Annotated in this window: 10 protein-coding genes; 2 read left to right on the forward strand and 8 right to left on the reverse strand. The window is 44.0% G+C overall.

What is annotated here, in order from left to right; genetic code table 11:
• Positions 1–46: 46 nt before the first annotated feature.
• On the reverse strand, positions 47–901 hold the full coding sequence (gene licT, locus QNO02_RS18105) for a BglG family transcription antiterminator LicT (RefSeq protein ID WP_091029168.1): 855 nt from the start codon (positions 899–901) through the stop codon (positions 47–49).
• Positions 902–1,156: 255 nt separating this feature from the next.
• Here licT and QNO02_RS18110 point away from each other — a divergent pair, with 255 nt between their 5' ends.
• The gene (locus tag QNO02_RS18110; protein ID WP_289389571.1) at positions 1,157–2,179 is read left to right on the forward strand and encodes a hypothetical protein; all 1,023 of its coding nucleotides are present in this window, start codon (positions 1,157–1,159) and stop codon (positions 2,177–2,179) included.
• 217 nt (positions 2,180–2,396) lie between these two features.
• Here the strand turns inward: QNO02_RS18110 and QNO02_RS18115 are convergent, their stop codons facing one another.
• The 4 genes from QNO02_RS18115 to zwf form a co-directional block, all read right to left on the reverse strand.
• Positions 2,397–3,500, reverse strand: coding sequence for a metallophosphoesterase (locus QNO02_RS18115; protein ID WP_289389572.1), 1,104 nt, complete (start codon positions 3,498–3,500; stop codon positions 2,397–2,399).
• Positions 3,501–3,746: 246 nt separating this feature from the next.
• Complete coding sequence (gene gnd / locus QNO02_RS18120) at positions 3,747–5,165, reverse strand: NADP-dependent phosphogluconate dehydrogenase (RefSeq protein WP_289389573.1); 1,419 nt, start codon at positions 5,163–5,165, stop codon at positions 3,747–3,749.
• A 250-nt stretch (positions 5,166–5,415) separates the two neighbouring features.
• Positions 5,416–6,081: a fructose-6-phosphate aldolase gene (fsa, locus tag QNO02_RS18125; RefSeq protein WP_062835043.1), complete on the reverse strand. Its 666-nt coding sequence runs from the start codon at positions 6,079–6,081 to the stop codon at positions 5,416–5,418.
• A gap of 36 nt (positions 6,082–6,117) precedes the next feature.
• Entirely contained in the window at positions 6,118–7,641 is a 1,524-nt protein-coding gene (zwf, locus tag QNO02_RS18130; RefSeq protein WP_289389574.1) for a glucose-6-phosphate dehydrogenase, read from the reverse strand.
• Between the two features lie 112 nt (positions 7,642–7,753).
• On the opposite strand from zwf, the gene QNO02_RS18135 reads away from it, so the two are divergent.
• Complete coding sequence (locus tag QNO02_RS18135) at positions 7,754–8,638, forward strand: LysR family transcriptional regulator (protein ID WP_076328475.1); 885 nt, start codon at positions 7,754–7,756, stop codon at positions 8,636–8,638.
• Between the two features lie 99 nt (positions 8,639–8,737).
• Here the strand turns inward: QNO02_RS18135 and QNO02_RS18140 are convergent, their stop codons facing one another.
• The 3 genes from QNO02_RS18140 to QNO02_RS18150 are packed head-to-tail and all read right to left on the reverse strand — an operon-like array spanning position 8,738 to position 12,808.
• Positions 8,738–10,753, reverse strand: a complete 2,016-nt coding sequence (locus tag QNO02_RS18140; RefSeq protein ID WP_289389575.1) for a chemotaxis protein CheA — start codon at positions 10,751–10,753, stop codon at positions 8,738–8,740.
• 14 nt (positions 10,754–10,767) lie between these two features.
• Positions 10,768–11,193, reverse strand: a complete 426-nt coding sequence (locus QNO02_RS18145; RefSeq protein ID WP_017687852.1) for a chemotaxis protein CheW — start codon at positions 11,191–11,193, stop codon at positions 10,768–10,770.
• A 25-nt stretch (positions 11,194–11,218) separates the two neighbouring features.
• On the reverse strand, positions 11,219–12,808 hold the full coding sequence (locus QNO02_RS18150) for a methyl-accepting chemotaxis protein (protein ID WP_289389576.1): 1,590 nt from the start codon (positions 12,806–12,808) through the stop codon (positions 11,219–11,221).
• Positions 12,809–12,902: the final 94 nt, after the last annotated feature.

The raw sequence follows: 12,902 nt of genomic DNA on the forward strand, positions 1-12,902 counted from the left end.
GATTGAACAGTAACAAGCCCATAGGATATCCAGTTGTAATTTGATTCTATTGCGTGGACTTCTCGTCCCGCTTGGTTTTCATCAGACGTTCCAGATGGAGCGTTAGATATAACTGCTCAGAGTGAGTCATGTCATACTGATAGTTCTTATGGATAAAAGTCTCGATCTTGCCAATACATTTGAACGTCTCCGGATAGTTTTTCCGAACCACTTCATATAAATACTCCTCAGCATCATCATGTGAAGAATGTGTAATGACACGCTGACAGAAATATTTCAAATGGGTGATGAAGCGGAAATAATTGACGCTATCTTCATCCAATTCGACGTTGAAGTGATATTTAATGATATTCATAATCTCCTGCAACAGCTGCATCAGATGGGTGACATCGTTCATGGAATCATTGACTTCCGCATTGATGAAATGTAAGGCAATATTACAGATTTCATCTTTGGGAAACTCAATATCCAGTCTTTCCTTCAGCAAGGTCAGTGCTTCTCTGGCCACATCATACTCCGCCTTATAGAAATGCTGAACTTCCCAAGAAAGTGGATTACGAGTAATCATTCCTTTTTCCAAGCGTTGAACAGCAAAGTGAATGTGATCAGACAGCGAGACATAGATCCCGTCACTGATGGTTTTGTTCAATTGCGTTCGTGCCAGTGTCACAATATCATCTGTTGCCTGCAGAATCTCAATCGGCACTTCAGCTACGATGGATTTGAATTTCTCATAGATCGATGCATCCTGAAGACGAAATATCTTCTCAATCCGCTCTTCATCAATCTCATCGCCTGCTTTGAACTTAAATCCGATACCCCGGCCGAGGATCAGTAGTTCCTGATTTTTGTCATCCACGGTACTGACAATATTGTTATTAAATATCTGTTTAATAATCATTCTGGACCCACCTGGTTTTTTTTGAGGAATAAAAAAGGGCAAAACCAAAACAGAAATAATAAAATCATTTCCATAGTGGTTTTGCCCGCATTACCGGTAACAAGCCTCGGATATAATTTATCATAACCTGAAAACGGTGTCAACAGGAAACCGATGTTTGGGTTATTATGTTTATGCAATATTTTACTTTTATGTTACATTAAATGATATGTAAGCATTATTTAGTATGGCCTAAACTAAACAGGAGGATTCATTTTGAAAAAAATCGTTTCAATGACTGTATTCATTGCTGCCATGTCACTCTTATTATCTGCGCCACTCACCTTGGCCGCAAACTCCAATGACCTCTCGTTGATTGAGAATCAAGAGTCTGCTGACCAGCTGGATCGGAAGACACAACAACTTTTGAGTGATGAACTAGTTAAACTCGTGGGGAAACAGAACATTCAATTCACCACAATAGACAGATTATTTGATCCGTGGGTCATTAACGGAACTATTGATGGAACCGGGTTCGCCTATTTCACACAAACATACGATCCTGATACAAATCGTGTCGCGTCCACCCATATCATGTATGATAACGCTGATTTGAATAAAGTCATGGATAATGCGCTGCGCCTGAAGCTTGATGCCTTCTTAAAAACGTTTGAAGATGAAGATATCTTCATTAAAGGTGGTTTCTGGCGTTTCAAAGCCAATGATCCAGAACATGGACATTTACTTCAAAACTACTGGGTCATCTTTGGACCAAGTCAACAACTTTACATCGATGTGGACAAAGGTAATCAAATGTCGGCAATTCTGCAATATAAAATCGATGATTCCTATACCTGGATGACAAACATAGCACGAAATTCACTCAAAACACTTGGAATACCCTCAGTAAAAGCTTTTGATTACACCTTATTTACCGTAGAAGGAAAAGATATGTTATGGCAGTATAGGGATGACGACAATCTAAATTACGTACATATCGGCAGCAAGACGGGAAGGGTATGGAAAGTCACCAACGAACTAGGTATCAACTGGAAAAATGATGCTGATTTCAAAAAGTCTTTTGCCAAGCCCAAGCTCAGCAAAAACAAAGCACTATCCATCGCTATACCCACAGTCAGATCTATATTTGATATTGAGCTAAAAGGTTATTCCGTTCGTATCCAAGAAAACGAATACACCTTTACAAAAAAAGGAGCCACAACGCTTATCGGTAAAATCAATACAAAAGGCGCATTTTATTCGTTTGAAGCCATTCCTTCAAAAGGGGTAAGAAACTAACTTACATAATAAAAAACAAGCGCTTGAAGCTCCGATTTCCGGGAGATCGAGCCGTTTTATTTTACGAATTAATCAGTATCCGTCTAAATTTGCATAAGAAATACTCCGCTTTATGACGACAGTAGATTTGATCTTGTCATCATAAAAGCGGAGCCGGTATCATCAATCTACGGTTGACGTGGCATATAAGCTAGCCCTTCTTTCGAAGGGCCTTTCATCATTGCTGGAACGTCACATTAATCTGTACAATCTCCGAACGACTACTAGTACGAATTGGAGGTCCCCAGAATCCAAATCCTGAGGTTACGATGGAGTGCATAGAGCCCTTCTGCAGATAACCCCAATCGTTCTCATAAATGGCCTGTGTGATGAACTGAGCCGGTGCAATTTGACCACGATGGGTGTGACCAGATACGACCAGATCTACATTATTCTGCTCCGCAATATCCAGATCATACGGCTGATGATCCATCATAAGTACCGGTTGGCTCAAGTCAGTACCTTGCATTAAAGTAGCTACTTCTGCACGATCCTTCTCTGTACGATCTTTCCGTCCAATGAGGGTGATCTTGTCATCCAGGACAATCTTGTCATCGTACAGAACTTGCATGTTGCTCTTCTCCAGCGCAGCAATTAGATCTTCAATCGGACCATCGAACTTATCGTGATTCCCGAGAGAAGCATAGACACCGTATGGAGCCTGAATGTCACTGATAATATCCGCGATTCCGCTATTGAGGTACATATCCAGATTGTCATCAATAATATCTCCAGGATACAGCACCAGATCCGGCTTCAGTGCATTAATCTCCTCTACCATGCGTTTGGCATGTGCAGGGCCAGATAGAAGTCCGAAGTGCATATCGGCAGCCATGATAATGTTGAGCTTGTCTACACCTTCTACTTTTTTATCAATCTGGATATTATATGTTCTCACTACAGGGCTGTAGGCGTTGAAAATTCCGTAACCCATTGTGGACACTAACAGCACCAACGTAACGACCCCAGCCCATTTCTGTGTGTGATGTCTAGGAATACGGGTTAATCTCAGCAACCACAACGTGAGGTGAACGACGGGCAGGATCAGTAATAATAACGAGAAGATTGCCAGCCAGTAAGAACCGATGATACTGAGGAACGAGATGCTTCCAAATAATCGTGCCAAAATGAAGGAAACGGCAAGGAATACAAGCGCTATAATATACAACCATCGAAATCTGGCGGACACAACTGGTTTCATCCAACTCCAACCGCTCCAGCCTATGTAGAACACTAATAAACCGTATACGACCAAAAACAATATACCTGCTAATACAAACATGCCCGGTCTAACCTCCACGTCAATAAGTTGTATTCTGAATTTTCATCACGGACAACGGTCCGTCTGAACAAGTATAACGTAGTTGAAGGGTCAGATCATCTGTTTGCCAAACCCAGATTCGTACATTTTATTACAATTTGATGATATTCAAATTCGAACCATTAACGAGAAAAAGCATTCCCGCAGCCGCCCTGAATAGCTAAATTCAAGGACAACTGCAGGAATGCTATATTTTCTGAATTAAAATTACTCGTTTGTGTCCATCCACTGGAAGTGGAATGAACCTTCTTTGTCCACACGTTTGAATGTGTGAGCACCGAAGTAGTCACGTTGGGCTTGCAGCAAGTTTGCTGGCAAACGCTCTGTACGGTAGCTGTCGTAGTAAGAAAGAGCGCTGGAGAAGCCTGGTACCGGAATACCTTGTTTTACAGCAGCCGCTATAACTTCACGCCATGCACCTTGATAAGACTCAACGATGTTTTGGAAGTAAGGATCCAAGAGCAAGTTTTTCAGAGCTGCGTCCTTATCATAAGCTTCCTTGATGTTTTGCAGGAACTGCGAACGGATGATGCAGCCGCCACGGAAGATCATGGCAATGTTGCCATATTTCAGATCCCAACCATACTCATCGGAAGCTGCACGCATTTGTGCAAATCCTTGAGCGTAGGAAACGATTTTACTTGCAAAGAGGGCTTTACGAACGTTCTCGATGAACGCTTTTTTGTCGCCAGAGAATGCTTCAGTTGCTGGTCCATTCAGGATTTTGCTAGCTGCTACACGCTCGTCCTTCATGGCAGACAGGAAACGGGAGAATACGGATTCCGTGATCATGGACAATGGTACGCCGAGATCCAGCGCGCTTTGGCTTGTCCATTTACCTGTTCCTTTTTGTCCAGCCGCGTCCAGAATAACGTCAACCATTGGTTTACCCGTTTCAGGATCATATTTGGAGAAGATATCTGCTGTGATTTCGATCAGGTAGCTGTCCAGCTCCCCTTGATTCCACTCCGTGAAGATCTCATGCAACTCTTCAACGGAAACGTTCAATACGGATTTGAGCAAGTGATAAGCTTCACCAATCAACTGCATATCTCCGTACTCGATACCGTTATGCACCATTTTCACATAGTGTCCGGCACCGTCTGGTCCGATATATGTGCTGCAAGCGTCATCGCCAACTTTAGCGGAGATCGCTGTCAGGATCGGTTCTACCAACTGATAAGCACTTTCCTGACCGCCTGGCATGATTGCCGGGCCTTTCAGTGCGCCTTCTTCACCACCGGATACACCTGCTCCGATGAAGCGGAAACCTTTTTCTTCCAGTTCTTTACTGCGACGTTGTGTGTCAGGGAAGTAAGCATTACCTCCATCGATAATAATGTCGCCTTGATCCAGATGAGGAAGCAGTTGCTCGATCGTTGCATCTGTTGCTTTACCTGCTTGCACCATGATCAGAATTTTACGCGGAGACTCCAAGGATTCCACGAATTCTTCAATGGTGAACGCACCTGTCAGGTTTTTACCTTCTGCTTCTTTCAGAAGATCGTTCGTTTTCTCTGGGGAACGATTAAATACCGATACCGAGAAACCTTTGCTTTCAATATTCAAAGCCAGGTTTTTACCCATTACTGCCAATCCAATAACACCAATCTGTTGTTTACTCATTATGTCCTCCCAATGCTCCATGATTTATATAGTTTTATAGAGGGTGTTCAAAAAGTCCGCTTTTGATTACGAAGAATGCCTAAAGGCATCATCAGCATCGAATATGGGATTCAGCCGAAATGTCCGTTGCTCACGTAGTTTCCTACGCTCCGCTACTCCATTTCTAGCTTCATTCCATCTTCTCGATACTGAAAACCGACCTTTTTGAACACGTATTTATTGTAAGTTGAAACGAATAAATGTTCAGTGATTATTGTACTGTTTTTTTCCAGTCAGCTGCAAATTTGTCCATACCTTGATCTGTCAGCGGGTGTTTGGAGATCTGTTCAATGACGGAGAATGGAACAGTAGCGATATGTGCTCCCGCCATCGCTACACGTGTAACGTGATCCGGATGTCTTACAGAAGCCGCAATAATCTGTGCATCCAGGTTATGTGTACGGAACAATTCAGCAATTTTGGTAACCAGTTGTACGCCATCTTCGGAGATATCATCAAGACGTCCCAGGAATGGAGATACATATGTTGCACCAGCACGAGCAGCCAGAAGCGCCTGGTTCACAGTGAAGATCAACGTTACGTTGGTTTTCACGCCTTTTTTGGTCAAGTAACGGCAAGCTTCAAGTCCTGCAAGTGTCATTGGCAATTTGATCGTAATGTTTTTGTCACTGTTGTTAATTTTGATCAATTCTTCTGCTTGCGCGATCATTTCTTCAGCAGTAAGGGCATCTGGTGTCACTTCCGCAGAAACGGACTCCACTTCAGGTACCAAACGCAAGATTTCTTCAATACGATCTTCGAATTTTACGCCTTCTTTGGCTACCAAAGATGGGTTTGTTGTTACGCCAGACAATACGCCGATTTTGTATGCTTTTTGGATATCTTCCACGTTAGCTGTATCGATAAAAAATTTCATGATTAAATTACCTCCAGATATATTTTTTATTTTGGTTTAGAGATTCGCATTAACCGCCAAGGGTATGCTATTTGTAACTACAGACTCCTGATCCGCCGGCTCATCAAACCACCAGTGGTGACCTTCTTCTTCAAGCATAACATCTGATTCAACCGGTCCATAGCTACCCGCAGGATACAGGTGAAGTGGCAACAGATTTTCCTGGAATGCATCCAGAATTGGCTGCACCCATGCCCATGACAATTCTACTTCATCCCAGTGGGCAAAGAATGTTGGGTCACCCAGCAAAGCATCACGAATCAGATTCTCGTAAGCTTCCGCGAGGTCACCTTTGTCCGGAGAAAGATCAATATGAACCGGTTTGAATTCACCTTTATTCTCAGGATCACTTGCATTCAGTTGCAATGTCATGCTCTGATCCGGACTCATCTCAATGACGAGCAGGTTTGGTTTGGAACCCTTGTTTTTCAGCACATTTGTCTGTCCAGAAGGTTCTTTGAATTCAATCACGATACGTGTTGACTTCTCCTTCATTCTTTTACCCGTACGAATGTAAAACGGAACACCACGCCAGAAGAAATCATCAATTTGCAATTTGGCAGCAATGAATGTGTCATTCATCGTATTCTCGGCTACACCCGGTTCAGCAGTATAAGCATTTACCGGTTTACCTTGAATGTTACCTGCTGCATACTGTCCACGGATGATGTTTGCACCCACAGTTTGCTTTTGTAACGGCTGGATCGATTCCATAATGTGCTTTTTCTTCAATCCAACTTTTTCGGAAGTACTGTTATATGGAAGCTGAATCGCCATCATCATAAGCAATTGCAACATATGATTCTGGAACATGTCTCGCACTGCACCTACATGATCATAATAGGATGCACGTTCTTCGACACCTACAGTCTCATTAGCCGTAATTTGCACATTGGAGATGTAACGGTTGTTCCATAACGCCTTCATGATCGGGTTACTTTGATGCAACGTTTCCAGACGCTGTACCATCGGTTTGCCCAAATAGTGGTCAATTCGATAAATCTCTTCCTCCGTGAACGATTCGCTTAATTTGCGATTAAGGTCTCGGGCGGATTGCAGATCGTGACCAAATGGCTTCTCGATGACGAGACGCTTCCAGCCCTCTGTGGAACCCAGCCCACTTTGTTGAATGTTCTCGGCAATCGGTTCGAAGAATTCCGGACCAACCGAGAGATAAAACAAGCGATTGGACGGAATGCCAAGCTCAGCTTCTCTTTGTTCAACTAATCCCAACAGCTTTATATAATCTTCCTTATGGCTTATATTCAATACACTGTAGCGAAAAGCTTTCACAAATGACTTCACAACTTCAGGATCAGCCTGGCGTCTGGAAAATTCATTTAATGATTTTTCCACTTGTGCCTGAAAGAATTCATCAGACCATTCTCTACGCCCCAGACCAATCAATGAGAAGGTTTCCGGAAGCTTCTGCTCAAGATATAAGTTATATAAGGCAGGATATATTTTTCTTTTGGCTAAATCGCCAGTAGCACCAAATAAAACAATGGTAGTTGGTTCCATCTCACCGTTCTCCTTCCAAGTAACTCTGGTTTCTTTGTTGTAGTTACACTATAATACGTTTTATAGCTATACAAGTAATTAATATATTTCACAGGAGCTATAGACCACATCTATGACAACAAATTACGAACTATATAAAGTCTTTTATTGGGCCGCCAAAACGGGCAGTTTGACACAGGCTGCAAAAGCACTGTATATCACTCAACCCAGCGTCAGTCATGCCATTAAGCAATTGGAAGAGAGCTTTGGTCTTACCTTGTTTTATCGAAATTCTAAGGGTGTAGCGTTGACACAGGAAGGTGCCAGTCTATACTCCTATATTGAACAATCCCAGATTCTGATCTCACTTGCGGAAGAAAAAATGGCCGCACTGAAGAATCTCGACAATGGTGAACTCCGGATTGGTGGCAGTGACTCCCTGTTCAAGCATTACATGCTGGCGTATCTAGAGGAATTCCACACCTTGTACCCTAACATCAAGCTGCATCTGAGTCATGGAACTACGCCGGAAGTCATCACCTTTCTGAAAGAAGGCAAGATTGATCTTGGTGTTGTTCGGATGCCCATTGTTGATCCACAGCTAGAAGTCAGGGAAAGTATTCAGTTGAAGGACTGTTTTGTAGCTGGAGAACGTTATGCTCAGTTGAAGGGTAAAGTCATGACACTTGAGATGCTTCTGGAGCATCAACTGATCCTCTTCTCCCGGAACAGCCGGGTTCGGATGGCTATTACCGAGTTGTTTAACAGCTATAATTACACGTTGAAACCTGAGATTGAGGTTGGTAGCGTTGATCTGTTGATTGAGTTTGCGCGTCGAGGACTGGGGATTTCCTATGTCACACGTGAATTTATATCCAAAGAGCTTGAGGAAGGTTCTCTCTTCGAAATTCAGCTTGATGTCCCGCTCCCCCCTTCCCATGTGGGGATTATGACCAAACGCAATATGCCAATCTCTCTGGCTGCCAACCGGTTTATGGATCTCATTTTCAAAGCCTGAGTGTCCTCAATGTCAAAAAGGTACAACAAAGAGCCCCACCGTCCAGTTATGGATGATGAGGCTCTTTGGCCTGTATAATGTTTGTTGTTTATCTAACGATTAAAGACTCACCAGATAGGACGCGTCCAATATAAGGGCAACCTTACCATTACCGAGGATCGTTGCTCCAGATAGATGGTTCATCGATCCCAGATACGTACCTAGCGTCTTAATAACGACTTCCTGATTTCCTATAATCTCATCTACTGCGTATGCTGCAATTTTGTCAACGGAACGCACGATCACCAGTGGAATGGTTTTGGATTTGCGGTCTGTTCGTGGATAGTTGAGCCTGTCGCACAGTCGGTGAAAAGGTACAATTCGTCCATGATTCAGAATCGCTTGTTGCCCCTGAATCATCTGAATATCTTCAGGTGAAATTCGAACAATCTCAGCAACATTATACATCGGCAAGATCAGCACACGGCCCGATACTTTGACTAACAGACCTTTAATAATCGCCAGTGTGAGTGGTAGACGAATCGTAAACGTGGTACCCACACCAACCTCCGTATCAATATCAATGATACCGTTGAGTCGCCCGATCTGACTACGCACGATGTCCATTCCAACGCCGCGTCCTGATACTTCACTGACAGAAGAAGCCGTGGAGAAACCAGGCTCAAATATGAGATGGACAGCTTCCTGTGTTGTTAGGCGTGCAGCCTGTTCCTCACTAATGATACCTTTACCCAAAGCGGAAGCTTTGATCTTCTCACCATCGATGCCTTTGCCATCATCCGAATAACGAATGACAACATGATTTTCTTCATGAAACGAAGTTAAGGTAATACGTCCTTTGGACGGCTTACCGTTCTCCGCCCGAACCTCTGCACTTTCAATGCCATGATCTGCACTGTTGCGGATGAGATGGATCAGCGGGTCACTCAGTTCTTCAATAATCATCCGGTCAAGCTCAGTCTCTCCACCTTGAATAACCAGTTCCAGATCCTTACCCAGCTTCTGTGATAGGTCACGAACCAATCTCGGGAAGCGACTGAATAGTTGATCAATAGGTAACATCCGTGTCTTCATTACACCTTCTTGGAGTTCCTTGATCACCCTGCCCATATGATCGGATACACCACTAATACTCCGGATTAGTGGTGAAGACTCCTTACGCGCACCCGATCCACTAAGATCTGCAAGGGATGTCTGATCAATTAACAGTTCACCGACCAAATTCATCAAATGGTCCAGACGTTCAACACTCACACGAACCGTAGGTTGAGCAGCTTTCACTTTCTCATCCGGGCCAGTTGTATTCACGGTAGGCAAGCTTTGTTTCGTTTGCTCTGTTTCAGAGATTAATTCAATTGGTGCAGACGTCGCTGCAACCTCATTGGATTCCAGCAGATATGGATCAATCTCCAGCATATGAATATCCGAGTCTGAAGACAGCTCTGCCTTAAGCTGTTGTGTGTCCTTTGACGTTGCTACGATGATGATGAACTGACCATAATGATCATCTTCATTCTGCGCGCCCGGTTGACTCTCCATGATCGAACTAGCGACAACCGTACCACAGATCTCCTCAATGCGTTGTCGTAAAATATGATATCTGGCCGCTTTCATCATGCACTTCTGCTCCAGCACGATATGAATGGACAATAACTGCTTGCCTGACACTATAGCCACCTGTGCCACAATCGATTCTGCTGGTTGCAATTGAGGTATTTTAAGTTGCCCAACTACTGCCGGGGTTTGAATTAAATCTTTTATTTCTCGTACTACTGCTCGAAAGTCTGCATAAGCTTCCCCACGAATGTACTGATCACGAAGCACCTTCATGGCGTCCAAAGAGCGAAACAACGTATCAATTAGCTCCGAAGTCATCTCCGGTTTTTTCTCCCGGACCCATTCAAGAGCATACTCCACTTCATGCGTGAGGTCGCTTAATTCACGGAAATCCATTGTGGATGCCGATCCCTTGATGGTATGGGCTGCCCGAAACAGCGTCTGAACCAGTTCTACAGAAGGCGAAAGCTCCAATGCCAATAAAGACTGATCCATACGTTCCAATTGATCATTCAGTTCTTCGATAAAGATGTCACGGTAGGCAGACAAATCCATCATTCGTATATACCTCCCTAACCGCCCAATATTTCGTCCAGTTTCAAAATGCCCACAAGCTTGTCTTCCTGTTGACCCACACCATGGAATAAACCTTCACGGTTACGACCATATCCGCCGGTTGGCGGATGTATTTCCGAATATGTGGTTACCTTGTTCACGCGATCCACGATCAAGCCAATATATTCCTCCTGATGTCGAACTACGATAATACGCGTCGCTCTGGTGTCCGGTTCATCCGGCATACCCAGCAGGTTACGCAGACTCATCACACATACAACCTTGCCACGCAGATTAACTACCCCTTTGATCTCTGGGCGACTGAATGGGATATCTGTAATGCTGAGCATTTTAATAATTTCGTGAATTTCTTCGATTCGAATGGCGCAGGTCTCTGCACCTACAGACAGCTCAATATATTGTTCCTTCTGAAGTGAAGACATCAATTCACCCTCAATTCAATGTGTTTTATTGGGTTTTGAAGGCAGCTGCCGAAATCGCCAGCTCTTCCGCCAGGTGTGCCAAAGACTGACAGGTTGCTGCAGTCTCTTCTGACGCAGCCGCGGATTCCTCACTGGAAGCCGAGATGGATTCAACAGAACTCATTACCTCCGCCGCTTGAGCTGCCTCTTCCTCACATGCAGCTGCAATTTCGTTTACTTTCTGAGAAGAGTTATTGACCATATCAATGATCTGATCAAACGCCTGTCCAGTCATGGAAGACTGCTCAACACTGGCTGCTACTGCCTGTACACTCTGTCTCGTGTTTTCCTGCATCGCTTTGATGATGGCTGTAATTTCTTTGGTCGCCTCACCACTTCGTTCTGCAAGCTTCCGGACTTCATCTGCGACTACGGCGAATCCTCGTCCTTGTTCTCCCGCACGTGCCGCTTCAATAGCAGCATTCAGCGCGAGCAGATTGGTCTGCTCAGCGATATCGTCAATCACTTCGATGATGTCACCAATTTTACGAGAATCATCTTCAAGCTTGGTCATTTTTGTATTAACAGCTTGCATACCTTCCAATGAAGTCTGTACAACAAGTCCACCTTCACGTGCAGTCTTCACGGTATCGTTGGACAACTCAGCAGCTTCTTCCGCACTTGCAGCGACAGAGTTAATGGCAAGCGAAAGCTCCTTGAACAATTCGGAGATGTTTCCTGCCTCACTGGATTGGCTTGTGCTGGTGCTTGCAATTTCCTGTGTGCTAGCTGAGATCTGTTCCGAAGAAGCGGCAACACTTTGAGAGTTCATCACGATATTGTTGATTAACTCTTTCAGGTTGTCGACCATACGATTCAATGCCGCAGCCAGTTGACCCACTTCGTCTTTGCTAGAGATGTCTGATTTAAGGGTCAGATTTCCGTTGGCAACTTCCGTAGCTAGACCCAGCATGGCCATGAGTGGCTTCGAAATGGAGCGAGAGATGATGTATCCAATGAGGACACTGAAGAGTACGGATGCAACGACCATAACAATCGTTACTGCAAAGGAAGTTGTGTAGGCTTCTTCAGACTTCATGTTAGCCTGATCTGCCAATGTTACATTGAGATCCACCAGGTCTGCGAGTGTTTTTACAACCTCATCACCCGGAGGTTTCAATGTTGATTTCAGGAATGTAATGAAAGCTGCATCATCATCTGATACCGCCATAGTGACGCCTTGATCATAAAGTTTCATATAGCTGGTATATTGGGTATATAACTTACGAAGCAATTCCGCTTCTTCCGGGGTAGTAGCAAGAGGACGATACGTAGCAAGTCGCTCCTCCATGGATTGACGAATTGTAGCTATATTTTCCGTAACTCTGGTCTGTTCTGCTGCTACCGTTTCATAATTCAAATCTCGCACGTTAACTCGCAATCTCTGATAATCAACCTGAGCTGAGGACAGTTCCCTAACTGAGATCAGATTGTTGTTATACATCTCTTGCATTCGTTCATTTGTACTTCTCAATGTTACTACCGAGTAGACGCCAAGCGACGCGAGGATTATCGACACAATTAAAAATGCTGAGATAATCTTTGTTGCTGTTTTCAAGTTTCCAAACCACTTCATGTAATCTCCTCCTAGGCATCGTAGTGTCCAGTTATGTATATAACGCTTAGTAAACCCTTCTCTAGGTCGCGCTCCAGACAACTTACGATCTATT

The organism is Paenibacillus sp. PK1-4R, assembly GCF_030369595.1.
GTDB lineage: Bacteria > Bacillota > Bacilli > Paenibacillales > Paenibacillaceae > Paenibacillus.